This is a genomic window from Bradyrhizobium sp. USDA 4486 (genome assembly GCF_054057995.1).
The window spans coordinates 164,118-187,530 of the sequence record NZ_JBSRZV010000001.1; the positions used below are offsets into that span (position 1 = coordinate 164,118).

Annotated in this window: 18 protein-coding genes and 1 pseudogene; 10 read left to right on the forward strand and 9 right to left on the reverse strand. The window is 59.0% G+C overall.

The window, feature by feature from the left end:
* Positions 1 to 47 precede the first annotated feature (47 nt).
* The 5 genes from ACVWY3_RS00755 to ACVWY3_RS00775 form a co-directional block, all read right to left on the reverse strand.
* Positions 48 to 899, reverse strand: coding sequence for a glycoside hydrolase family 16 protein (locus tag ACVWY3_RS00755; RefSeq protein ID WP_456836744.1), 852 nt, complete (start codon positions 897 to 899; stop codon positions 48 to 50).
* 65 nt (positions 900 to 964) lie between these two features.
* Positions 965 to 2,386 (reverse strand): lipopolysaccharide biosynthesis protein, encoded by a 1,422-nt coding sequence (locus tag ACVWY3_RS00760; RefSeq protein WP_456836745.1) that lies wholly within the window; start codon positions 2,384 to 2,386, stop codon positions 965 to 967.
* A 100-nt stretch (positions 2,387 to 2,486) separates the two neighbouring features.
* Positions 2,487 to 4,544 (reverse strand): glycosyltransferase, encoded by a 2,058-nt coding sequence (locus tag ACVWY3_RS00765; RefSeq protein WP_456836746.1) that lies wholly within the window; start codon positions 4,542 to 4,544, stop codon positions 2,487 to 2,489.
* Positions 4,541 to 5,926, reverse strand: a complete 1,386-nt coding sequence (locus ACVWY3_RS00770) for a hypothetical protein (protein ID WP_456843251.1) — start codon at positions 5,924 to 5,926, stop codon at positions 4,541 to 4,543. The genes ACVWY3_RS00765 and ACVWY3_RS00770 overlap by 4 nt, the downstream gene beginning before the upstream one ends.
* 141 nt (positions 5,927 to 6,067) lie before the next feature.
* Complete coding sequence (locus ACVWY3_RS00775; protein ID WP_456843252.1) at positions 6,068 to 7,846, reverse strand: hydrolase; 1,779 nt, start codon at positions 7,844 to 7,846, stop codon at positions 6,068 to 6,070.
* Positions 7,847 to 8,267: 421 nt separating this feature from the next.
* Between ACVWY3_RS00775 and ACVWY3_RS00780 the strand changes: the two genes are divergently transcribed.
* The 3 genes from ACVWY3_RS00780 (at position 8,268) to ACVWY3_RS00790 (ending at position 11,200) form a co-directional block, all read left to right on the forward strand.
* The gene (locus ACVWY3_RS00780) at positions 8,268 to 9,110 is read left to right on the forward strand and encodes an FkbM family methyltransferase (protein ID WP_456836747.1); all 843 of its coding nucleotides are present in this window, start codon (positions 8,268 to 8,270) and stop codon (positions 9,108 to 9,110) included.
* Between the two features lie 97 nt (positions 9,111 to 9,207).
* Positions 9,208 to 10,428: a glycosyltransferase family 4 protein gene (locus tag ACVWY3_RS00785; RefSeq protein ID WP_456836748.1), complete on the forward strand. Its 1,221-nt coding sequence runs from the start codon at positions 9,208 to 9,210 to the stop codon at positions 10,426 to 10,428.
* A 79-nt stretch (positions 10,429 to 10,507) separates the two neighbouring features.
* Positions 10,508 to 11,200 (forward strand): class I SAM-dependent methyltransferase, encoded by a 693-nt coding sequence (locus ACVWY3_RS00790; protein WP_456836749.1) that lies wholly within the window; start codon positions 10,508 to 10,510, stop codon positions 11,198 to 11,200.
* Positions 11,201 to 11,281: 81 nt separating this feature from the next.
* Here ACVWY3_RS00790 and ACVWY3_RS00795 read toward each other — a convergent pair whose 3' ends face one another.
* The gene (locus tag ACVWY3_RS00795; RefSeq protein ID WP_456836750.1) at positions 11,282 to 11,560 is read right to left on the reverse strand and encodes a hypothetical protein; all 279 of its coding nucleotides are present in this window, start codon (positions 11,558 to 11,560) and stop codon (positions 11,282 to 11,284) included.
* A gap of 449 nt (positions 11,561 to 12,009) precedes the next feature.
* Here ACVWY3_RS00795 and ACVWY3_RS00800 point away from each other — a divergent pair, with 449 nt between their 5' ends.
* Both ACVWY3_RS00800 and ACVWY3_RS00805 read left to right on the forward strand, forming a co-directional pair.
* Positions 12,010 to 13,080 (forward strand): glycosyltransferase family 4 protein, encoded by a 1,071-nt coding sequence (locus tag ACVWY3_RS00800; RefSeq protein WP_456836751.1) that lies wholly within the window; start codon positions 12,010 to 12,012, stop codon positions 13,078 to 13,080.
* Entirely contained in the window at positions 13,043 to 14,161 is a 1,119-nt protein-coding gene (locus ACVWY3_RS00805) for a glycosyltransferase family 2 protein (protein WP_456836752.1), read from the forward strand. The genes ACVWY3_RS00800 and ACVWY3_RS00805 overlap by 38 nt, the downstream gene beginning before the upstream one ends.
* A 163-nt stretch (positions 14,162 to 14,324) precedes the next feature.
* Here ACVWY3_RS00805 and ACVWY3_RS00810 read toward each other — a convergent pair whose 3' ends face one another.
* Entirely contained in the window at positions 14,325 to 16,331 is a 2,007-nt protein-coding gene (locus ACVWY3_RS00810) for a carbohydrate-binding domain-containing protein (protein WP_456836753.1), read from the reverse strand.
* 392 nt (positions 16,332 to 16,723) lie between these two features.
* Between ACVWY3_RS00810 and ACVWY3_RS00815 the strand changes: the two genes are divergently transcribed.
* The 4 genes and pseudogenes from ACVWY3_RS00815 (at position 16,724) to ftsH (ending at position 19,938) form a co-directional block, all read left to right on the forward strand.
* Positions 16,724 to 16,888 carry a hypothetical protein gene (locus ACVWY3_RS00815; RefSeq protein ID WP_456836754.1) on the forward strand — a complete coding sequence of 55 codons (165 nt, stop codon included), beginning with the start codon at positions 16,724 to 16,726 and terminating at the stop codon, positions 16,886 to 16,888.
* A 69-nt stretch (positions 16,889 to 16,957) separates the two neighbouring features.
* Positions 16,958 to 17,107 carry a hypothetical protein gene (locus tag ACVWY3_RS00820; RefSeq protein WP_456836755.1) on the forward strand — a complete coding sequence of 50 codons (150 nt, stop codon included), beginning with the start codon at positions 16,958 to 16,960 and terminating at the stop codon, positions 17,105 to 17,107.
* Between the two features lie 563 nt (positions 17,108 to 17,670).
* Positions 17,671 to 17,946: a hypothetical protein gene (locus tag ACVWY3_RS00825; RefSeq protein WP_456836756.1), complete on the forward strand. Its 276-nt coding sequence runs from the start codon at positions 17,671 to 17,673 to the stop codon at positions 17,944 to 17,946.
* A 149-nt stretch (positions 17,947 to 18,095) separates the two neighbouring features.
* Positions 18,096 to 19,938, forward strand: a pseudogene (gene ftsH, locus ACVWY3_RS00830) (ATP-dependent zinc metalloprotease FtsH).
* 669 nt (positions 19,939 to 20,607) lie between these two features.
* Here the strand turns inward: ftsH and ACVWY3_RS00835 are convergent.
* Positions 20,608 to 21,060, reverse strand: coding sequence for an Hsp20 family protein (locus ACVWY3_RS00835; RefSeq protein ID WP_456836757.1), 453 nt, complete (start codon positions 21,058 to 21,060; stop codon positions 20,608 to 20,610).
* A 224-nt stretch (positions 21,061 to 21,284) separates the two neighbouring features.
* The gene (locus ACVWY3_RS00840) at positions 21,285 to 22,226 is read right to left on the reverse strand and encodes a LysR family transcriptional regulator (protein WP_456836758.1); all 942 of its coding nucleotides are present in this window, start codon (positions 22,224 to 22,226) and stop codon (positions 21,285 to 21,287) included.
* A 90-nt stretch (positions 22,227 to 22,316) separates the two neighbouring features.
* Between ACVWY3_RS00840 and ACVWY3_RS00845 the strand changes: the two genes are divergently transcribed.
* Positions 22,317 to 23,189 carry an NAD(P)H-dependent oxidoreductase gene (locus ACVWY3_RS00845; RefSeq protein WP_456836759.1) on the forward strand — a complete coding sequence of 291 codons (873 nt, stop codon included), beginning with the start codon at positions 22,317 to 22,319 and terminating at the stop codon, positions 23,187 to 23,189.
* Positions 23,190 to 23,413: the final 224 nt, after the last annotated feature.

Here is a 23,413-nt window from a genome sequence, read left to right on the forward strand (position 1 = left end):
CAAGCAAGATAAATCGGCTGCTCGCCGTCGCGAAGAACTCGTAGAACTCAGGGGGGGAGCATCGCGGGGCCTGGAGGGCAGCCCTCGGGTGGGCCTGCGTCGCGTGCGAATACGTGAACATAGTCGATGAGCAGTGTGGAGGGATTGGGGGTCTGGTCGATCGGCCACCCTCCACCGAGCGCAAGATTCACAAGAGGATAGAGCGGGCCGTCGAGCTCGGGAGGAGTTGGCTGCGTCCATACCGGCTTGCGATCCAAGAAGAACACAATAGCCTGCGGCGAGATGTCGACGCCGAAGGTGTGAAACTCGTTAACGAGAGTATCGGCGGGTATATCGATCCTCTGAGCCTCGCCGCGCGTCTTCTGCGGATCCTTGTACCAGATGTGCGTCGCGGCTTGATAAGCAGACGGAAATTGCCCGTAGTATTCGATGACGTCGATTTCGACATTGCCCTCGGCCATCGCCGCCGGCTTCAAGGCGGCAAGCCAGAATGCCGGCCAAGTGCCGCGGCCTGCAGGCATCTTCATTCGTGCTTCGAAATAGCCGTAGCGCGTTCCGGTCCCTGCGCCAGACGCATCGGCGGCGGCCAGAAGTCCTGACGTCCACCGGCCGTTTTGATCCTTCGAAGCGGTGATGGAAAGAATTCCATTCTCAACCTTGAACGGCCCTTTCGGTCCGGGGTTTGCGAATGTAGCGTCGCCAAAATCGCCAGCCCACGGCGTGTGCGCCGTCCACCGCGCGGGGCCGATGCGGTTGGCCGAAGCACGGAGCTCGTCGAACTCCTCGAGCAATACGGGGCGGAATTCGCATGACTGTGACGGCTCGGCTGCCAATACACAACGGATGGAAACACCGAGGGCAAGGAGGGCGCCGCCTCCTGCAAGCATACTGCCATTCATGTGACAGGCTCCGTTTGATGGTGGCCGCGGATATCACCAGCAGATGCGCTAATTCCGGTCATGAATTACACGGCCTTCAAACTTTTTGTGAGTCGGATTCCAAAGCCGTACAGCGAGGCCACGTAGACTGCGCTGCCAAATAGCGAGACCGTCCCCAGCTCCAACAGAGCAGGGATACGTGTCCAAGTAAGCGTGTGTCTCAAGGCAATAACCAAAATGGTCATGACTGCGCATGCAGCGGCCACTTGCCAGAGCTTGGCTAGTTCCGAAGCCGCACTGGTGCCGACAAGTTGTCGGGCGGCGAGAAGTGAAAGGACAAACAAGATGAAGGAGACCAGGCCGCGCGCGGCGATGACCCCGATCAGCGAGTAAAAATATAGACCAAGAGACATCAGAATGACCTTGGAACACAGTTCAACAAAGGTCAGACGAAACACGAAACTGGTCTGGTTGGTCGCAAGCGCTAGAGAATGCAGAGGCTGATAGAAGGCGCTGAGAACGGTCGAGAGAGCAAGCCACCGCAGATAGAGGCCGGCATCGTGCCATTGCGGGCCCAACAGGACGTCGGCGATCAGATCAGATGTCAGAGACATCCCGATGCAGGTTGGTGCTGCGAGGAGCATGGTAAAGCGGGATGCCTTTGAATATGCGTTACGGAGTCGGTCCACGCTTTGATTGATCTGTGCTAATGCCGCCATGAGAGGCTGCATGGCCGGGCCAATCAGGCTTTGAGTGGGCATGACTGAGAGATCGCTGGCGATCGTGTATTGACCGAGCGCGGCTTTGCTTAATGAGAACCCGAGGAGGATGCGGTCAAATTGCCAGCTCAAGGCAATTAGGATCTGCGCTCCGCTGAGCCAGCCGAGAAAAGTCGAGAATTCCTGAAACTCGGAGAGCGTCAGGCGCGGCCTATAAGGTGCCAACAGGTATGACACCGATGTGGCCCCTATGGCCGCAGACATGCCGCTGGCCACAATTGCCCAATAACCGGCTCCGAGTGACACCAGGGCGATCGCGGTTGCAGCAGCGATGAGCTTGCCGGCGATCTCAGCAACGAACACTTGCCTGAAACTCATGCTGCGGACGTATTCAACCATGCCCGGGCTGTAGAGGCTGCGTGCTAAAGGTCCGATCCCGCTCGCCAGAATCAGCGCGACGAGCCGGGGATCCTTGTAAAGATGTGCAAACGGCCATGCGGCGAGCAACAGCACCGAGCCCAGTACAACGCCCCTGATCATGCTCAAGGTAAATGCTGTATCCAGATGCGACTTCTTCACATGGGGCAGTCGTGTAAGGGCTTGGAGCGTTGGTACCTCGAGCACCATGTCCGCGATCGTAATCAACGTAGCGGCGATTGCCGTAAGCCCAAAGTCGCCAGGTGTCAGAAGCCGAGCCAGAACAAGAAGAGTAAAGAAGTCGATGAGTCGGCCTGACAACCTGGACGAGACCGTCCACGCCGCCCCCAAGATGGTCTTGCGAGTCAGCACGAGCTGCGCCTAGTCCTTCACGACCGTGGCGTGTTGCGGACGTTGCACGCTTATCGCAAACCAGCCCGCATTACGCCGGAAGGTTGCGCACTGAGCCGCGCTACAAATCTGCAGACCCATCGCTATTGCCTTTCGCTGAGAGAGATACTTGCGAGGCTGACTTCATCTTGTCACCTGCGCCTATGATCGTTGCCGCACGTTCTGGCTCAATGCGCCCTCGCAATACATCAGAGAGGCCGCGAATATTTCCTCGCAACCGGCCTCGCCGATCGACAAAGGGTTCAGGCTTCGCGGAACGTGCAAGATTGCTGGCGACATTCCGAAAGATATGGCTCGCGGCCTGACGGGCGGTCATTGTACCTTTACCCACCAAGTAAATTGGATTGACCACCTGGGAGTAGCCAAGCTTGTCTCCGGCAACCCGTCCGCCCTTGACACCCATATGAACACCGCGCGCACGCGCTGATTTGATCAGGCGTCCCCCCCGCTTCGCGAGCGCCGCACCAAAGTCCCTGTCTTCCTGCCAACCGTAGAGTACAAGGCGCTCGTCGAACCTCGTATCGCCGATCGCCGAGGCACGAAAAGCCATATTGCAGCCATATGGACTAAACGGCTCGATCCGTATCGGGGCTTGCGGGCCGCTTTCTGCTGCAAGGATGCTCAGCGCTTCGTCAAAGCTTAATCCCGGCCCGTGAATGCCATCAGCAAGGAGATAGCCCGTAAGCCCGATGACATCCGGCTCGTCGCGAAAAATCATCGCGGCGGCCGCTAACCAGTCCGGATCCGCGACAAAATCATCATCAAAGAAAGCCACGACCTCGGCCGCATTACCCAGGGCAGCGAGGGCAGTATTTCGCTGAGCCGGCAATCCAGGAGGACCAAGGACAACTCGAACCCCCGGCAGGTTCGCCGCTTCGCCGGCGTCCTCCGGCACGACGCTGGAGACGACGACAGACTTAGGCTGCAGCGTCTGATTCCGGAGCAGGTGCGTAAGGGTGGCCGTGACGATTTCAGGGCGGCCTCGTGTTGCTACGGCGACGGCAATGCTCGGTAGGGGCTGCTCTTTCGCTACGCGTGCGCTCAGGGAACGCTTCGGCTCTTGCATGAGCTCGAGATAGCCGGCCGCGGTACTCTCCCATGAGAACAGTCGGAGCCGCTGTCGTCCTCTTCCGACCAGTTCAGTTCTTCGGTCCGCCGAACTTGCGAGCTGTCGAACCTGTCGAACCCATTCGGCAGGATCGTCGGGCGCGGCAAGAAGGGCTGCATCGCCACACACTTCAGCCATGCTGGCGCGATTGGATGAAATAACCGGACATCCGCGGGCCATTGCTTCAATGATGGGAAGTCCAAATCCCTCAGTCCACGACGGAAACAGCAAGCACAAGGCTCGTTCCATTAAATACGCGAGATCGTCATCCGTAACGTAGCCGAGCAGTTTTACCCCTTGCGCGCTGGTCAGGCTCTCGGGGGTATAAATATCCGCGCCTCCTCCTGCAATAATCACGCTGAGATTCATCGCTGCAAGTTCCGGTGCGATTTTGAGAACGAGCTGCAGATTTTTGTGGGACGCGCGCGATCCCAGCGCCAATACAAAACGTCCGTCGGGCACGGACGAGGGGGCGATGTGGGCGCGCCTTGGCTCCCAAGCCAATGCGTGTTCGTGGCCGTTTGGAAGGACCGCAATGTCGGCGGCGCGCACGGGAAGGTGACAAGCAATTTGGCGGGCTGAGGCGGCCGAGACGGTCGCAATCCTGGCAGCGCGCTTCGCCAGCAACGGCTGCAGGGTTCGGTACGTCATGCGAAACAGTGAGCGATAGCTCTGCGGCGCAACAAAGACGTTCGCGTCGTGGATACATACGACCTGATCGGACTTGATCGCTGGCGCGGTGTTGCAAAGATTGAGGAGCCGGTCCGGCCATCGCGCCGGAAGTACCACCTGCTCCCAGAGGTGACCGGCAAGCGGCCCGGCGGTTAGGAGGGGGATCGACTGGAATCCCGGATCGGCGGCATCAGCTGGAGCAATGATCGCCGCTGCTTTGCCCCGCCTGGCGAGTGCTCGATTCATGGCGGCACTGACGTTATGGGCGTATCGCTGAACACCCGTTAGCGGTTGAGTCAAGAACCGGCCATTTATCCCGAATCCGGCGGACGAGCTCATGCGTTGGCTCCTGACGCGGGGGAAGACGCGAGCAGGACGGGTGCACGCTGATCACGGGGGGAGGAGCACGCAAGCCCGGCAAGAGCATAAAACAGCAGGCCTTGCTCCACGGTCGGAGCAGCCAAAGTGTCTCCTATCATGAGCGCCAGGCAGGCGGTCCGGGCTGCAATGCAAGCGTCCGCCTCAATCGTATGGGGCGCGTTTCGTTGCCCAAACAGAGCTGTCGCCACGAAAAGCAAATAGAAGACCGTTCCGGGGATTCCGACGTTTGAGAGGAGTGCGATCGGAAGGCTCGAGGTGCGCACGGTGCCCAACCCAACACCCAATCCGAGAGAATCAAAGAAGTTCTGCATCGCATAAGCATTCCAGGAGCTACGCTCGATAGCTGAAGTCGAAGACGACTTGTTGAGGATGAGCGTGTCGGCGTAGCGCTGCACGATTTCCGAGGTTCTCTCATCAAGAAGCACAGCAAGGATCAATGTGATCAGAAGGACAGGGGCGCATATTGCAGCCGCCGAACTGAAAGGGCGAGTAGGGTCAAAGCCAGTGCGCCACAGCATCGAGATGTATAGGATCAAGAGCACCAACGGAGCGCTCGCGAGCCCGGTAGAAGACGTAGATAGGATTACGAGAGCGAATGAGGCGACAGCCAGAAGGCCGGTCAAGGCGATGTTGCGGCCGAAGAGAAAGAGCGTACCCGTGAATGCGAGGGCACCCAGTGTCGCGCGCGCAAAGGCGGATGCTTCCGGGTAAGAACCGACGATGCGCTTTGCGCCGTTCACCTCATCGTCGAAGTGCATGGCGTACTGAGCATTACGCATGAAACTGAGAAGAGCCTGCGTCCCGGTAGCGTGCGTGCCGATGTCCAGCAACGCTAGCAGGACGTTGCCCGCCGAGTAGCTCAGCAGCGCGGCGACAATGGTCCGAAAGCCGCCGAGGCTCGAACCGGTCGCAACTGTCATGCCAAAACAGGCGAGATTGGCTATCATGTAAATGGATTGCGTAAAATTGCTTGACACTGGGCCAAGAGGGACGGTTGACCCGGTGTTGGCATATTCCGACGCTCCCAACGGAACAATCGGCGTTCCCCCAGCCAGCAGCCGCGGAAGCAGGACGGCTGAGCCAACTCCATAAACAACCAAGCATAACAGCCAAAAGCCGGGCTGGCCGAAGCTCACGGCCCTGATTGCCGCCGCGGCCACGTTCCGCTGGGCAAGCACCGTTGCAAGCACAAAAACCAGAAACAGGTGAGCTGGTTGTATGTTCGCACCGCCGACGAGAATGGCGGCAGCAGCTCCGAATAGCGTTGTGCAGATGAGCACGCTGAACGTGGCTCGCTGGCCGAGAGGCAGGCAAAGCAAACCGAGCAGGATGGTCAACACTCCGATCGGTTCTACACTCATTGCGCGCTAACCTCGATAGTCCTGACTGCTTCCCATGACGTCCTCGGTAATCAAATCGTGCTCTGGTCAGATCGATGTTGGAGATTCGCTGAGTCATCTTTCAATTTGTGACAACCTTCATCATGGGCGCGCTATCACCGCTCGCACTGAGTGCACGGAATCGAGCATAGGCAGGAGAGCATGCTTTAGGATGGGAAATTCCCGAGCTATCGCGCCTTCGCGCCACAGTTCGGCTCGGAGCGATGCCAATCTGCTAAACGTCGGTTCAGCTTGACGTGGGCCAAACACGTTCAGGACATCCGGCCGGCCAAAGTCCACCGATCGGCCGGGAAGGTCGAGGCAACGCAACACTCCGGCGGTGGGGCGCGTGATGGCCTTCTTCAGGCGAAGCCAAGCCAACTCGGCATCCGCGGACGCTTTGGCTGCGCCTTCGATCGAAAGCTCATCGATGTAAGTCAGTGTTCCCGAGAGGAGATCGTTTCTGTGGCTTGGATCAATGAACCCGTACCGGATGTCGCCGCAGTTGGCCGCAACTTCGTCCCCTCCGCCGTCCGTGAACAACCGAACTGAAGGAATCGCCGGCTCAAAAAGGCTCTCGATGAGATGCCAGTACCGCAACACGCATGAGTGAACGTCGAGAGGGCTATAGCAATTCCGCTCTACCACTAGGCCAGCGACCTTTTGGAAATGCTCCTCTCCATGTTGTTTGTAGTTCGCCCGCGCGAATTGAATAGTTTCGATATTAAGTGCGGGGAAGGCGCTCGCCAGCAGGCGCTGAGTGCTGCCGTAAAGGCCTGTGTCACAAAGTAGTATCCGTGAGGAATCGTTACGAAGCGTTGAAAAGTGGCGCTCGAACAGGGCATTTTGCTGCCGTATGTCGGACAACACCTCTTTAGCGGAATTATCAAAAAGCATTTCGAGAAAGTCACTCGCGACAAACGGCTTGTTCCATCGGTCTGGAAGGCTGTACCGGCGTCCGCCGAGTGCGCTCGCTACGTCTGAAAACGAGCGACCGCGGAATTCACGGGCAATTTCCTCAACCGCTGAAGAACTGCGCGTTAGAATTGCGGCTCGCGCGGCGACCAGTCGCGAAACCATGATATTGTCCCGCCGCATTCCCAGGGGAAGAGAAAGTCTTGCGAGCACCCGCTCGAAGGCTTCCCTAATTCCGACACCCCCTCTGGCGCAGAACAACAACGCAGATCTGTCGTGGGCCTCAACTTCGGCGGCATAAAGCCAAATGCGCAGGCAAAATTGCGTAACGATCGGCCCAAGGACGAAACGTCCAAACGCAAAGGCATTTTCCAGAGTCGCCGGCGGTCGTCTTGCAAAGCGGTTCTTGGACGAGAGGGCGACCCTCATCATGGCCAAGGCGCCGTTTGCCTTGCGAAGATGGCCAAGCCAAATCGGGCGAGGTGTATGGATGGCGGTGATGCCATGTGCTGACGCGTTCCTCACATCGGCTCGGACGTCGTCGCCGATATGCAGGATGCGGCTCAACGAGACGCCTTCTGTTTCCGCAACATGAGGAAATAGATCGCCCTGCCGCTTCGTACGTGCACAATCGGCGCTGGTGTAGATCTGGTCGATGAGATCCCGGACGTAAAAGTGACGAATTAGTTCGCGCACATTTTCGGACGACAGCATGGTGTCGCTGACGGCAACGATACGACGACCTGCATAACGCTGCGCGAGCAGAACGTTGGCCAAATGGCGGTTTAGGATAAGCGACGTTTTTTCGACGTTCAGCTCAATCGCCAATCTCGTTGCAACCTCCGAGGTTGGAAGGCCCAACATTTTGAGTTGCCGTCCGATGACGTCCGTCAATCGGACCTCGCCGGATCTACCGACTTCGAGTGCCCTAAATGCCAGCCGCTCCGCTTCAGCTCGCGCGGTCATCAGCAAGGATGGCTCAATCTGCCACCCGCGCGCGGCAAGAGATCTGCTGAATAAATGCTCACCTTGCCTAATGCGTGAGCGAGCGGATCTCGTTGTTCGCAAGAGAAGCGTATCGAAAACATCAGTCGAAATCAGATCGATCGCACCGGAAGAGCTGATGGACGCAGCAAGTTCCTGTGGACTCATAATCGAAAACTCCAAACTGGTGACGACTACCTCACTTCAAAACACCGAATGCCTGCAGTTATGATCTGCACTACAAGGTTCCAAAATTAGCTGTTGCCCATATCAACTGATCCCTTGTAGCATTTTGCGTGCCAATTCAAGTCGACCACGCTGAGTAGCGTTGATGAGAGTTGTGCTGATGTGCTTGGTCGATGTTGAAGACGAGTTGTTTGGGCGAACTTTTTAGAGCAAGACGATGACAGTTTTTGCGAAGCGCGGCCTCTCGGCGCTTGCGTCCCTTGCTAGTCAGGCGGCGAAAAGTCCTTCGCTCCGTAGGATGATGTTTAATGCGATCCGCCTGCAACGTGTTGAGGTTGAGCGCTTTAGCCAAATGGAGGAAATTCGGTTCTTGGCGTATTGCTTCTTGAACCGCCATCAATCCCGATCACAGATACTCCAGGACCTCTGGGTGGGGTACGAGCTTGGCGAGAGGCGCGGAGGCTATTTTGTCGAGTTTGGAGCAACCAATGGAATTTTGAATAGTAACACCTGGCTATTGGAGAAAAAGTACGGCTGGAAAGGCATTGTAGCTGAGCCCAATCCACTCTGGCATTCGGCGCTCATGCAAAATCGCAGTTCGAGCATCGATCGACGCTGTGTCAGCTCAAGCTCGGGTACGAAGGTACGCTTCTTGATAACGGACTCTGTTGATCCGGAGCTGAGCGGCGTCGCCGAGTTCGCTGGTGGCGATCATTTCGCAGAGGTGCGATCGGCGGGCCAGGAAATACAAGTCGAGACTGTGACCCTCAATCAGCTTCTTGTCGATCACGACGCGCCTGCGAAGATCGACTACATGTCCATCGACACCGAAGGCAGCGAATACGACATTCTACGTGCCTTCGACTTCTCGCGGTACGCAATAGATCTTATCTCGGTGGAGCAGAACAGGAAGACCGAGGCGGCAATTGACGCGATTTTGACGAGACACGGATACACACGGGTTTTCAAAGAGTTCTCTCAATGGGATGGCTGGTACGTACGCTCGGGTGCGGGGAGCGACCGAAATGGATCGCGAACAATGGCCGGCCGCGACGCTTGATCGCTCGTCCGCCCTATCCGCCAATGCGCAGCAGTCGATGAGCTGGGGTGTATTGCGATGAACCAGGCGCAAGCGACGCATGTGGGGTGTGTTCGCCATGTCGGCGCTTGAACCCATGGGTGGGGGAAATTCCATCAACGTTGCAATGTTGCTCAGCTGCAGTTCGTTCGAAGGGTTCTTCGGCTGGGTCCTGCATCAGACGCGATCGAGCTATCTTGCGAGCTACCGAAATGACTGGGCGTGGTACTACGCGCGCGGTTTGAAGCAAAATGGCATCAGTCCATTGCTCTACATTCCGTCACTCCGCGAGGCCGGGAGATATGACACGGATCTCGGCATAGCCGTCCGGTTTTTGCCGCTCGACGAATGGTACAATCTGATCGAGCGCATATGGGTGAAGCGGCTGATCCGCCGGACGCGTTGGTCTCTCTATGCCGAGGAACGGCTGAACACGATCGCCTTCATGCAATCCCTTAACCATGCCTTGAGAGAAGACGAGATCGATCTTCTGTACGTTCAAGAGTACTGGAGTGGAAGGTTCGATCATCTGGTAGGGCGAGTCGATGTGCCGGTAGTCGGCGCAGATCACGGCGGGTTGCCGGACCGTGTCGTAAAGCTCTTCAAGCGCCGGGCGTTTTCGAGTGCGGCGCTTTGCTACAGCCAGACCGAACGCGAATGCGACGTCGTCAGGCATTATGGTGGTCGATCCCGACTGCAGCCGAATGGGTGTGACGTCGCCCAATTCTTTCCGGACGCCGCCGCAACGCGGGGCAAGACTATCCTGACAATTGCGCGGTTGACGAACAGGCAAAAGCGGACCAGCGATCTCATTCGGGCTTTAGCCGAACTGCCGGACGAATGGACCTTGGATATCGTGGGCACAGGGCCGGATAGAGACGTTTTGGATAGGCTTGTTGTAAGTCTCGGATTGTCCGGCAGAGTTCGATTTCGCGGGTTTGTCGGTCGATCTGACGTGCGCGAGTTTCTTCGCAATTGCGGAGTTTATGCGATGCCCTCGGCTAACGAGGCGGTCGCTCTCGCAGTACTAGAAGCGATGGCCTGTGGCGCGGCCGTGGTTCTCAGCCGGATCAGAGCATTCGAGCAGCTTGTGACGCCTGGTGTCGATGGCCTTCTGTTCCCTGTCGGCGACGTGAAGGCATTGGCTGCGGCCATCCTTGACGCCTGGAAAAATCGTCAATTGCTTGGTCGGGCCGCCATCGAGACCGTACGAACGCACTATGACGCCAAGGTACTGTATGCTCAGTTGGCGGACAGTTTGCGCAGCTCGGTCGATCGATACCGGCTCCGCGTTGATTGAGCTTTGTCTTCTAATATGCGGCCCTGCTTCATCTGCCGAATTTGATGCGTGACAGTTTAAGCAAGAAGGGATCTCTACAATGAAAGAGCTATACGAAGGGGACGGCTATGGTAAGAACAACCCTACGTGGCACGAGGAAGATGCGCCTTGGAAGGCCGGCCAAATCGAGCGCATAATGAAAAGAAACAACCTGCCGCACGAGCATATATGCGAAATCGGGTGCGGGACCGGTGAGATTCTGTTGAATCTAGAAAGAACGTTTCCTACAGCGCGCTTGTCAGGCTACGAAGTCTCACCTGATGCATTCCGGCGGGCAGCACCGAAAGCGACGCAGCACACGCAATTCTACTTGAAGGACCTGCTGAACGAACCCAACTTGCAATTCGACGTTGTGCTTATCATTGATGTCATAGAGCATGTGGAGGACTACATTTCGTTCATTAAGCGATTGCGACCTTTTGGTAAATTCAAGGTCTTTCACATCCCTTTGGATTTATCCGCGCAATCCATTCTGCGAGCGTGGCCGATTGCTGAACTCAGAAGAAACGTGGGCCACATTCATTATTTCTTCAAACAGTCTGCGCTGGCGACCCTTGAGGATTGCGGTTACACGATTGTAGACCATTGCTATACGGCCAGCCGCCTGGAATTGCCGAACCAAGCCTTGACCAGTCGTCTGATGCGCTTGCCGCGTCGGTTGCTCTTTGCTGCTGAACCTGATCTTGCAGTCCGATTGCTTGGCGGATACTCGCTGCTGGTCGTTGCGACGTGAGGATGCGCGCCGCCCCATCCATCGCAATCATGGCTATCACGCCACGGACTGGCTCAACCGGCCGCCGTTATCGGGAGTCAACTACTTTTCCGTCACTGGAAGCTTGTCTGTCGCAGGCAGCTTGTGGTGCGTCGCGGGAAAAATGCGGCGAGCTGCGAGTCCAATGACGTAGCTGGCTTGCAAAATGACCTGGGCGGCTGCGATTAGCAGCACAGTTTCACCCGTACCGAGCCGCTGCCCGAACGCAACAAAGAGCGAGACAAACAACAAGAGCAAAAGGAAGGGTAGTAATACGCGGAATCGGAAACGGAGTCCCAAGAGCGCTCCGAAAATGGCCAGCCCAACTGCGGCGTATTCCATGCTGTGCCTTCGAGGCGTGCGAAGCCTCTTCAGAAGAATTGAGGTGGGTGCGTCACCGAGCGCCAGCAACTCTGCCCGGCGGTGATCGATCGTCTAACGAAACCTGATCCACACGACAAGATCACACCTGCCGTATACTAGACAGCCTAAACTTGGGGCGAAAACGGAGATTCTGTGGATGTACTCCAGCGCGTCAGCATTCTCTTGCCGCCCGACCCTGGCATAATGATACCTCAGAGCCAACTAGCTCGCAACAGAACTCGTACCTTTCTTCTCTCGGTTGAGCTGTTCGCTTGCAGCCAACCGGCGTCTCGCGGGCTGCTGCATATTTGCGCGTCGGGTGGTCATGCAAATGGACGTCGCACTCTCAGCCTATAAACTGTGCTTTGCCATTGCCAAGCCGAACATTAGGCTCATCTTGATCGGGACGTGGGTTCAAGCAGGTTTCGATGCGCATTTTGCAATTGCTCAACCATACGCGCCGCCTGAATGGCCACGTTCATGCCGCCGTGGACTTAGCGTGTGCCCAGGCCAAATTGGGCCATCAGGTTGCTGTTGCGAGCAGCGGAGGCGATTTTGATCTGCTGCTCGCCTCGAACAACGTAGAAACAATGCAGGTGAGCATTGAGCGTCGACCGAAGAAGCTCGTCGACGGCGCATCACTGCTGTATCGGCTCGTGCGTGATTGGCGAGCGGACATCGTGCACGCCCACATGATGACGAGTGCCGTGCTTGCCTGGCCAATTTGCAAACTGCTCAAGATTCCACTGGTCACAACCGTGCACAACGAATTTGAGAGAAGTGCAATTCTCATGGGGCTTGGCGCACGAGTAATCGCCGTCAGTGCTGCCGTCGGGACTTCAATGCGAAAACGCGGTGTCCCACAATCGCGGATCCGCGTTGTGCTTAATGGAACAATCGGTGCGGCACGGCTCGAAAAACAGGATCGTAGTCCCGCCTCACTTCGATCGCCCGCAGTGGTTTTTGTCGGCGGCCTTCATCCGAGAAAGGGTCTCGCTGACCTCTTTTCCGCGTTCGAGGCGGTGCACAGGGTCATCCATACCGCGCATTTGTACATCGTTGGCGATGGTCCGCACCGGGCCGAGTATTTGACGCAAGTGAGCTCGATGGCGTGTGCGGAGGCGGTCACCTTCATGGGTGCTCAAGACAATCCTTTTCCATTTCTGCTCGGGGCAGATGTTTTCGTGCTTCCGTCGCATGCCGATCCCGCTCCTCTGGTACTATCGGAGGCGCGCGAAGCTGGTTGCGCTATTGTCGCGAGTAACGTGGATGGAATTCCTGAAATGCTCGATGGCGGCAGAGCGGGGATCCTCGTTCCGACGGGCGATCCGGCGGGGCTTGCCGTAGTGCTGCGCTCCTTGCTGGAGGACAAACAAGCCGTGCTGGAGTGGAAGAAAAACAGTCAAATCAATCTCGATTTTCTTACAATAGATCGGGTGGCCCGTGAAACGCTTCAGATTTATGAAGAAGCTTCCCGGCATGTTCATGGACGCGCTTGAAACAGACACATTGGGCAATCCATTCGAGGCCCTCACGCGAACGGGTGCAAGTCTTGCTCCCAAGCTGGCTGTTATCATTACCTGCTTCAATTATGAAACTTTCGTCGAACGCGCGATCAGAAGCGTTTTGGACCAGAAGTGCGATGCCTGCGAACTTGTGGTCATTGACGACGGCTCAACTGACCATTCGTGGGAGGCTATTTCCCGCTCCGGCGTCAAAGCTTTCAAGATCGAGAATCGGGGGCAGCTGGGGGCTTGCCTATACGGTCTGGCAAGCACGCAAGCACCCTTCATATTGTTCCTCGATGCCGATGACGAATTGAAGCCCGGTTCACTGACGAAGCTCCTCGACAAGTTGGACGAGCGCGTTGCGAAGGTGCAATTCGGGCTTACACTGATCGATGCTGACGGCAATCCTTTGGGTCCATTTTGCTCACTAGATTCGTTTCGAGAGCGAGACCGCGTGCTGGACGAAGTGCTCAGGCGCGGCGTGTATAAGACGCCGCCAACCTCCGGCAATGTATTTCGCCGTGACGTGTGCGAACTGCTGCGGGAAGTTAACTACGACAAAGCAGTTGACGGGGTGATTCTGTTTGCTGCGCCCTTGTTTGGCGATGTTGTAAGCCTTTCCGAAGAGCTGGGGCATTATCGCGTGCATGGCCGAAATGACTCTCAGCTCGGGCAGCTTCCGACGGCACCCGTGCTCGAGCGTGATATGAGGCGATTCGTGCTTCGCACAGAGCACCTCCGTGACATTGTGAGGCGCTTCGCGCCCGGACGTGAGCTGATCCAGCCGCAACAAGCCTTCTACTATCGTGAGCGCGAATATTGCCTTGAGATCGTGACGGGGAGAGCCCGAAGATCCATCAGCGTTGCGGCGCTACTCGTAGGGCTTCTCGTGGAACCCTATGGGCCCGCTCGAAAGCTTGCGATGGCCGCGTTCTTCGTGTTCGGGGCTTTTTTGCCGACCAGGGCAGCCAAGGCATTGCTCGCCATTCGGTCCCACAGCGGACATCGATCGGCCAAAACCTATGTTCGCGCGATCTCAGTTGCTTTCCGCAGTAGTCTAACGCGAGAATAGCTGTCGGGCCTCCTCTCAATGGCAGGGCTGTGCCATGTGACCGAGGAGTGCGAAGGGATCATTCGCGGTCGGATGATGAGTGCTGACGCTCAATTGGCCCAACCGTTACTGGCCCTCGGCAGTCTTGACCCAGCGTTGGAACACGGCCATTTTGGCCGCAACATCACAGCAAGTCGTGGAAGACGAAGGTCTGTCCAACCGCGCTTCCGATCGCTCCTCCCCGAACGACCGCTTCGTTGTAGGTCGCCTGATCGACATACAGGTTACGATCCGTTTGTGGCGTGCCGTCCCAGCGGTCATTGAGGAAGTGAACCAGCACGGTGTGGTCGCCCGGAGCCCAATCGCCTTGCACCGCGATGAGTTCGTCCTGTCCCGCCGCGTGGGAGGCGTGCGCGGTGAGCGTGCCTCCGATCTGCACGCCATCGACCGAGACAGTATATAGCGCATCACCGAGATAAGCGTCCTCGCTGATCTTCAACACCAACTGGTCCGGTCCGGTGCCGATCACGGTCGCGGAGCCCGTCGTCGTCGGCGGCGTGGTGGGCGGCGGCGTTGTCGTTCCGCCTGACTTGTCCGTGAACAGGAAGCTCTGTCCTACGGCGTTTCCGATCGCACCGGCTGCATCGTTGACGCCGTTGTACGTCGCACCGTCGACATAGAGGTTGCGGTCGCTCTGTGGTGTACCGTCCCAGCGGTCGTTGAGGAAGCGAACCAGCACGGTGTGGTCGCCCGGAGCCCAATCGCCTTGCACCGTGATGAGTTCGTCCTGTCCCGCCGCGTGGGAGGCGTGCGCGGTGAGCGTACCTCCGATCTGCACGCCATCGACCGAGACAGTATATAGCGCATCACCGAGATAAGCGTCCTCGCTGATCTTCAACACCAGCTGGTCCGGTCCGGTGCCGATCACGGTCGCGGAGCCCGTCGTCGTCGGCGGCGTGGTGGGCGGCGGCGTTGTCGTTCCGCCTGACTTGTCCGTGAACAGGAAGCTCTGTCCTACGGCGTTTCCGATCGCACCGGCTGCATCGTTGACGCCGTTGTACGTCGCACCGTCGACATAGAGGTTGCGGTCGCTCTGTGGTGTACCGTCCCAGCGGTCGTTGAGGAAGCGAACCAGCACGGTGTGGTCGCCCGGAGCCCAATCGCCTTGCACCGTGATGAGTTCGTCCTGTCCCGCCGCGTGGGAGGCGTGCGCGGTGAGCGTGCCTCCGATCTGCACGCCATCGACCGAGACAGTATATAGCGCATCACCGAGATAAGCGTCCTCGCTGATCTTCAACACCAATTGGTCCGGTCCGGTGCCGATCACGGTCGCGGAGCCCGTCGGCGGCGGAAACGTCTGCGAAGCCGCCTGGGCACCGTAGAGGCCGGGATCATATCCATCGGGCGAGGAGACGGTATCGTGCACAACGGCGAGCGCGTTTGGATCCGAAGAATAGACGCGGATGTAGTCGATATAGGCGGTGATCGGCACGCCGCGGACGGAAGCGGGCGACTGCGTAGCGAGGTCCGCAATCAGATACATCGGGCCGTGCATGTCGCTCGGAGTCGCGCGCGTCCCGATCAACTGGCCATCGATGTAGAAGCTGATCTGGTTGGGCCCCCAATTCATGCCGTAGGTATGATAGCCGGCCGGGTTCGGCATCAGGCTCGCCACCTGGAGCAGCGCTTGCCAGTTCTGGTTCGGCGCCGGGTCCGTGGTGTGGATGCCGCTATAGATGGCCGCGTCATTGACGCCATAGTTCTCGACGACGTCGAGCTCCTGCCAGTATCCGGCTCCAGCTGGATCAGGGATCGGATGGTCGGGCAAAAGCCAAAACGCTTCCCATGCGCCGGGCAGGTTGGAGAAATCCGCACGGATCTCAAAGTAGCCGTACATCTGGGAGAAATGTCCCTGCGTGGTGATCAAGCCGGATTCCCAGGCTCCCGGAACTCCATAAGGCGTTCTATCGGGAACGGCGGTGACTGAAAGCACGCCCTGAGAGACAGAGAAGGGGTCATAGCCCGAGCCGGGATCGACAAACGAGCTGGTGCCGAAGCCGACGTCTGAAAAGGCGTCGCCGAGCCATTGCGCTCGCGTGTCACCCCAGGTTGTGCCAGCGCCGGTCAGCGAGATGCTCCGCGCGTTGAACTCGTCATCGAATGTGAGCTTGTAGCCTGTCAAGTCGATCATCGGGCTCCTCACTTGGGAAAGCGTCGATTGAAGCGGCCGAGCGAATTATGCGCATCTGATCTTGGCTGCACAAGGGGTACACGGTGTAATTCGACCGGACGCCGATGGGCCACAACTTCCTGACTAATTTCTAATCAGAGGGGCAAAGTTGGGGGATCCGCGGCAATGCCCACCTACGACACAGCACGCGCAGCCGAAGCTACGCGGCGCGTTGCCGGAGCTCGTTAAACTCGATTGCTAAGAGGAGCGCGCCCGTGGCACGGCACCGATGGTGCGCGATGATCAAATCACGGTTTGAGCGACGTGGGTCGCTTCTCGATCAAAGGGAAGATAACATCCCCCGTTCAGGGCGTCGAAGAGCTTCGTGTGACGATCCCTCCTGGCGGAGCGTTATGTCGTTATCGCATCCGCAGCCGAACCTGACCGTGCCGCTGATCGGGATCTGGGTGCGGCTCTTGCGTCTGCCGGTGGGCGTCTACAGCACGCACAATAGCGTGTTCGATATCCTTCTCGTCGCCGCCTTCGGCTGTATCGGTGCGATCTTCCTTCTGCTCTAATTTCCCGTGGCGCCTATTGTTCTGGGTTTCGTGCTCGGGCCCATGCTGGAGGAGAACTTTCGTCGGGCGATGGTGTTGTCACATGGCGATCTGATGATCTATCTGCAGCGACCGATCGGCCTCGGATTCATCATCGCTTGCGTTGTTCTGATCCTGCTGCAGCTCTACAGCTATCTGCGCGTCCCTGCGTCGGCGCGGCCGGCCGACGCACCGCATTGACGGACGGGCGTCCAAGCGGCCGCGCTTGCCGTCTCCTATTTGGATGGCGAGAATGCGCCGCCCGAACTAGATGCCGAGGTTCGCCCCTAGGGATAGGGGATGGTCGGGGGCTTGCGGCGCATCTTAACGCAAGGGTGGGATCTCTCCCAGGGTGGGCTACAGCCGCATCCAAACGGTTGAGATCGGCAGACGGGGAGCCGTCCTTGGCTTCATCAGAGCCTCTTCAACGCGACGGCTCGGCGGGCCCAGCAGCTGAGTTGATCGTGTTGGTCGTTTATCGACGGGAGTGGCCGACGATGCGCCGGGTGACCGACACCGCGCGGAGCGTGGTGTACGCTATCGAACAGGCAGCACCGGTCCTCGGTACTTGCCGTCACCCTGCTGGACTTGCGAAATCGTTTGCGCCTCACGTCACCGCGGTTCTCGACCTTCTTTAGTCAACCACTTACTTGAACTCGCTCCAAACCGTTCTAATTCGTTCTATAGCCGAACCGAGCTTCGGCTAATTGGAGCACGATAGAGAAGCAAGCGCGCAGAGCGCTTAAGAGGTTGAGGAAAGGGACATGAGAAAGCTTGCTCTTGCAGTCGTCGCGGCGGCAACGCTCCTCATTGGATCGGTTGCCCCTGCTTCGGCCGCCCATTGGCATCACCATGGCTGGGGCGGTCCGGGAATTGGGCCAGGACTTGCTCTCGGATTGTTCGCCGGAACACTGGCGGCTGCCACAGCGCCCCCGGTCTACTATGGACCGGTCTATGGCCCACCACCCTACTACTACGGCCCCCCGTATCGGGTGGTTCGCTACTATCGACCGGCTTATCCCTTCTGGTATGGCTGGTGATGAGCAGAAGGCCCGGCTCCCGCCGGGCCTTCTGTCAAGCTCTCCACGGACGCAACTAGCGTCCGACGGAGCAGCCGACTAACCGGCGCTCACCGCTGAAACCAAGCTCGTCCTCTCCGGTTGTTCCGGAGACAAATCGAGCTTTATGCATGACCAAAAATAGCCGATTCAACATCGCCTACGCGATTTTCGCCCTCTGTGCGCTGTTCTTCATCGAGTACGCGATCGTAACGGCGAACAGGATCGCCGTTATCCCCTACAGCGAGTACCAGCAACTGCTCCGGGATGGAAAGGTTGACAGCGTCGGCATCTCCGATCGCTCCGTACAGGGGATCCTGAAGGAGCCGCTGCCTGGGGGCCAGAAGCAATTCGTGACCACGCGCGTCGACCAGGACGTCGCGCAGGAGCTTGAAAAATACCACGTGCGTTTCACCGGGCAAATCGAGAGCACGTTCCTTCGCGACCTGCTCTCATGGATCGTGCCGGTTCTGCTGTTCTTTGGCGTCTGGTGGTACATCGGCCAGCGCATAGCACAAGGCGGGGGTCTTGGCGGCGGACTGATGCAAATCGGCAAAAGCAAGGCCAAGATCTACGTCGAATCCAACACCGGCGTCACCTTTGCTGACGTTGCTGGGGTCGACGAAGCCAAGGACGAACTTCGGGAGGTTGTCGATTTCCTGAAGAACCCCACCGACTACGGCAGGCTAGGCGGCCGGATGCCGAAGGGCGTGCTGCTGGTCGGGCCGCCCGGCACCGGCAAGACGCTATTGGCGAAAGCGGTGGCTGGCGAAGCCAAGGTACCGTTCTTCTCAATCTCGGGGTCGGAGTTCGTCGAAATGTTCGTCGGCGTCGGTGCCGCGCGCGTGCGGGATTTGTTTCAACAGGCGCACGAAAAGGCGCCCGCGATCATCTTCATCGACGAGCTCGACGCGCTGGGCCGGGGCCCGCGGCATCGGCCCCTTTGCTGGCGGACATGACGAGAAGGAACAGACGCTGAACCAGCTCCTGGTCGAACTCGATGGCTTCGATTCCCGTTCAGGCCTTGTCATCCTGGCCGCGACCAACCGCCCTGAAATCCTTGATCCCGCTCTGCTGCGGGCCGGCCGCTTCGATCGCCAAGTGCTGGTGGATCGCCCGGACAAGAAAGGCCGCATCGAGATTCTCAAGGTTCACATGAAGACGGTGCGGGTCGCAGCCGACGTGGCACCCGATGCTGTCGCGGCATTGACGCCAGGTTTTACCGGCGCCGATCTCGCCAATCTGGTCAATGAGGCGGCACTCCTGGCGACCCGGCGCGGCGGCGATTCCGTCAGCATGAGCGATTTCAACAATGCCGTCGAGCGCATGGTCGCCGGCCTGGAAAAGCGCAATCGGCTGCTCAATTCCAAGGAGCGGGAGATCGTCGCCTTTCACGAAATGGGGCACGCGCTGGTCGCGCTCTCATTGCCCGGCGTGGATGCAGTGCACAAGGTCTCGATCATCCCGCGGGGTGTCGGCGCGCTCGGCTACACCATTCAACGGCCGATCGAGGATCGCTTCCTGATGACCAAGGAGGAACTCGAGAACAAGATGGCGGTCTTGCTGGGCGGCCGAGCTGCGGAGTTGATCGTGTTCGGCCATCTCTCGACGGGAGCGGCCGACGATCTACGCCGCGTCACGGACATCGCCCGCAGCATGGTGACGCGCTACGGCATGTCGGAAAAGCTTGGCAGCGTCGCCTATGAGCGTGATCCCGGAAATTTCCTGGCGAGCGCGGACCGGTCCTATCCAGTTCGCGAGCGCGACTATGCGGAGGAAACCGCTGCCGCTGTGGATCGCGAGGTCAAGGACATTGTCGATCGCGTTCTTGAACGGACCGAAGGCATACTGACCACGCGCCGTCCGATCCTCGACCGCGCCGCCAAGAAGTTGCTGGAGAAGGAAACGCTGGAGCAGGCCGACATCGATGCGCTGGTCCGGGAAATGCCCAAGGAAGAGCTGCGCGTTGTTTGAGCAGAGTGGGGCACGTCCGGAGGCTGTACGTTCAGCCAGTGCGGTTCTTCTTGGCGCGTTGGTGCGGATCAGTCGCGTTCTCCTGTGGTAACGGCGCGTGCGAGATCAGGGCTGGCGAAGTCTGAGGCTGCTGGGAAGCTCGACCGGGCAGTGTAGGGTGTTGCTCGATATAGAGCTGCCCCGCGACCAACATGACGCCGGCACACACAAGCGCCAGGCTGACAGTCACCAGATCTCGATAGTCATCCATCCCGCGTAACCCCGATTGATCGAGGAGAGAACGTCAGCACTCGCGCCTCGGCTCCAGAACACGGAATGCGTTTGCTCTTCCGCAATTGACTCTGCCGGGAGGCTGGCGGCCGGCACTGCCGTGGCGTTCGAAAGCTGCAAGCAGCTGGCGCGCGACGTCCTGGAGATTCGTTGAGATCCAAGTTTCCATGGCTATCTTCCGAACTCTTGGGATGCGCGCCGAAGCGGTTCGAACGGCAACGGCCGTCCGGCCGGTGCAGACGAGCTGTATCTCCCGCGTCGCCGCAAGCCGCGCGGGAGATACAGTCAGCCGGCAGGCCTAAAGCATGATCCGGAAAAGTGCGAAGCGGTTTTCCGCAAAGATCATGCGTAAACAACAACCTAAAGCGCGATGACGATTCCTCCAAATCCCATCGCGCTTTAGCCCGTCTGCATGTGCTCGAGCTTCTGGTTGTCGTTGCCGGCCTTGATCGGGATCTGGCGCGGCTTCATGGCTTCGGGGACCTCACGCACCAGTTCGATCTTGAGCATTCCGTCCACGAACGAAGCGCCCTTCACCTGGACGTATTCGGCCAGGTTGAACTGCCGCCGGAATGGGCGGGACGAGATTCCCTGGTACAGGAACTGATGGGGGTCCTTGTCGGCCTTGCGGCCCTCGACGGTCAGCACGTTCTGCTCCGCCGTAATGGTCACATCGTCAGGCGAGAAGCCGGCCAGAGCGAGCGAGATCTGATAATGGTCCTCATCCGTCCGCTCGATATTGTAAGGCGGATAATTGTCGCCCGTCCATTGAGCGGAATCTTCGAGCAGATCGAACACGCGATCGAAACCAACGGTCGATCGCCAGAGCGGGCTGAAATCAAAGGTGGTCATAGCCACATCCTCCTTTCGAGCAACATGGTTACGAGCGGCCGGACACCGTGTCCGGCGCCCGATGTCCGGGTCCTCAGAAGGCACCCGGGGCAGCGCATCCAGCACGCTGCACTGTTGGAATTAGAGCGGCCTGAACCACTTTCAAGGCCTATGCCCGCGAGTTCAATGGAAGGCGAGATGCGAGCCATGCAGCCTACCCGGCGGGCTCGACCGAGCTTGATCGGTCACGTCCGACCAGTGAGCCCCGGCTTTTCGAGGCCCGGCGTCCGCGCGATTTGCGCGGCGAGGTAGTCGATCAGCAGGCGCACCCGGGCGATGTCTGACCGCTCGGGAACGATCAGCATGTTGAGCGGAACGGGAGGTGGCGAGAATTCGGGCAGGACCATTTCGAGCTTGTTGGCGGCAAGGAGATCCTCCACGAGCCAGAGATGTGCAGGCGCGATCCCCCGTCCGGCCGCCAGCGCCTCGCGTGCGGCAAGTCCATGATCAACACGCACGCGCCCCCGGAACGGCACCACGTGCCGGCCGCCGCGACGCCCGTGGAGCACGAGCAGATCGCTGCCGGCGATGTTGGACATCCTGATACCCTCATGACTCGCCAAGTCTTGCGGGCGCGTCGGTCTGCCACGCGCGGCGAGATATTGTGGAGCGGCGACCAGCGCCCGCCGCGATTGGCCGAGAGACTTCAACTTCATCGAGCTATCACCAGGCGGCCCGAGCCGGATGGCAATGTCGACGCCTTCCCGCACAAGGTCGATTCGCTCGTCGGTGAGGCTGAGATCAACCAGGATGTCAGGGTAGCGATCCTGGAAGGCGAACAGGAAACGGCTGCTGACGTGTAGCACACCGAAGGCCGCGGTGCAGGAGATGCGCACGGTCCCCTCTGGCGCGCCTCGTGCGCTGCGGGCCTCCTCGCTTGCCTGGTCAACCATGCGGAGGATCTGGACGCAGTCGCGGTAGTAGCGCGCCCCCTCTTCGGTCATCATCACGCGGCGCGTGGTTCTGCTGAGCAAGGGCACGCCGATCGCTTCCTCCAGCTCTCGCAAATGCCGCGTGATGGTCGACTGACCGACACCGAGCTCGCGCGCGACTGCAGACAGATTGGCCCGCTCCGCAACCCGAACGAAGCTGCGCATGCGCTCGAGCGTGACTTCTGATTTATCCATTTTTCGGCACAATCATATCCATTGTCGACATCTACTTGATCGCGCCTCCGCGCGCTACCTGTTCAACGTCAGTGATCAGGAGGTGCTGTCATGAAAGTCTTGATTGTCTTCGCCCATCCGGAGCCGCGTTCGCTGAACGGCGCGCTGCTTGACGTCGCGGTTAGGGAGCTCAAACAGCTCGGCCACGATGTGCAGGTGTCGGATCTCTATGCCCAGGGCTGGAAATCGGAGGTTGATCGAGAAGACTTTCCGTCGCTGCGGCAAGGTGAACGGCTGAAGCCGGCCGCGGCCTCCAAGCAGGCTTTCGAGGCGGAGACGTTGACCGGCGACGTGAAAGCCGAGATCGAAAAGCTGTTGCGGGCGGATGTCCTGATTCTGCAATTCCCGCTCTGGTGGTTTTCGATGCCGGCGATCCTGAAGGGCTGGGTCGACCGGGTGTTCGCCTACGGGTTCGCGTATGGGGTCGGCGAACACAGCGACAAGCGGTGGGGCGATCGCTATGGCGACGGAACCCTGAAGGGCAAGCGCGCAATGCTGGTCGTGACCGCCGGCGGCTGGGAGGAGCACTACTCGGGTCGCGGCGTTAACGGACCCATCGACGACCTGCTGTTCCCCATCAATCACGGCATTCTCTACTATCCCGGCTATGAAGTCCTTCCGCCCTTCGTGGTCTACCGCGTGGACCGGCTGGACGATGCCGGTTTTACGTCGATCGCTGAAGGATTGCGTGAGCGGATGCGCGGGCTCGCGACCACCGCGCCCATCCCGTATCGGCGACAGAATGGTGGCGACTACCTGATCCCGAGCATGCAACTCCGCGCGGGGCTCGAGGCGCCCGGGACAAGCGGATTCGCACTTCACGTGGATCGAGGAGCCAGGCAGGTTAGTAGGCCCCGCGCGTTGGGTTCCTCCCCCGCCTCACCGGGCAGCGGCAGCTCGGCTTCCGACGAACTGGCTAACTGATATGAGGAACAACCCATTGGCTTGGCGGTTCTTTTGGCGCCGCCGGCCTGGCTGTCGTTGGGTGCCCTCAGGGCCCAGCCAAGCCGGGCGACGCGGCGGCTCGTACCATTTTGCTCGATGGAGGATTTGGATATGAAAGCCAGCTGTCTCTACTCTTTGCAGTCCACCGGTCTCACTCATCTCGGCAGGCTCTCGCGACTGCATCTTCCCTTTGGCAGCCCGTT

Excerpts from the sequence above, each read along its gene's own strand:
- ACVWY3_RS00845 (WP_456836759.1), top strand. The coding sequence starts at position 22,317 with ATGAAAGTCTTGATTGTCTTCGCCCATCCGGAGCCGCGTTCGCTGAAC.
- ACVWY3_RS00795 (WP_456836750.1), bottom strand. The coding sequence starts at position 11,560 with ATGGAATACGCCGCAGTTGGGCTGGCCATTTTCGGAGCGCTCTTGGGA.
- ACVWY3_RS00810 (WP_456836753.1), bottom strand. The coding sequence starts at position 16,331 with ATGATCGACTTGACAGGCTACAAGCTCACATTCGATGACGAGTTCAAC.
- ACVWY3_RS00800 (WP_456836751.1), top strand. The coding sequence starts at position 12,010 with ATGCGCATTTTGCAATTGCTCAACCATACGCGCCGCCTGAATGGCCAC.
- ACVWY3_RS00775 (WP_456843252.1), bottom strand. The coding sequence starts at position 7,846 with ATGACCGCGCGAGCTGAAGCGGAGCGGCTGGCATTTAGGGCACTCGAA.
- ACVWY3_RS00825 (WP_456836756.1), top strand. The coding sequence starts at position 17,671 with ATGAGAAAGCTTGCTCTTGCAGTCGTCGCGGCGGCAACGCTCCTCATT.
- ACVWY3_RS00815 (WP_456836754.1), top strand. The coding sequence starts at position 16,724 with ATGTCGTTATCGCATCCGCAGCCGAACCTGACCGTGCCGCTGATCGGG.
- ACVWY3_RS00805 (WP_456836752.1), top strand. The coding sequence starts at position 13,043 with ATGAAGAAGCTTCCCGGCATGTTCATGGACGCGCTTGAAACAGACACA.
- ACVWY3_RS00840 (WP_456836758.1), bottom strand. The coding sequence starts at position 22,226 with ATGGATAAATCAGAAGTCACGCTCGAGCGCATGCGCAGCTTCGTTCGG.
- ACVWY3_RS00835 (WP_456836757.1), bottom strand. The coding sequence starts at position 21,060 with ATGACCACCTTTGATTTCAGCCCGCTCTGGCGATCGACCGTTGGTTTC.
- ACVWY3_RS00765 (WP_456836746.1), bottom strand. The coding sequence starts at position 4,544 with ATGAGCTCGTCCGCCGGATTCGGGATAAATGGCCGGTTCTTGACTCAA.
- ACVWY3_RS00820 (WP_456836755.1), top strand. The coding sequence starts at position 16,958 with ATGGTGTTGTCACATGGCGATCTGATGATCTATCTGCAGCGACCGATC.
- ACVWY3_RS00755 (WP_456836744.1), bottom strand. The coding sequence starts at position 899 with ATGAATGGCAGTATGCTTGCAGGAGGCGGCGCCCTCCTTGCCCTCGGT.
- ACVWY3_RS00780 (WP_456836747.1), top strand. The coding sequence starts at position 8,268 with ATGACAGTTTTTGCGAAGCGCGGCCTCTCGGCGCTTGCGTCCCTTGCT.
- ACVWY3_RS00785 (WP_456836748.1), top strand. The coding sequence starts at position 9,208 with ATGTCGGCGCTTGAACCCATGGGTGGGGGAAATTCCATCAACGTTGCA.
- ACVWY3_RS00790 (WP_456836749.1), top strand. The coding sequence starts at position 10,508 with ATGAAAGAGCTATACGAAGGGGACGGCTATGGTAAGAACAACCCTACG.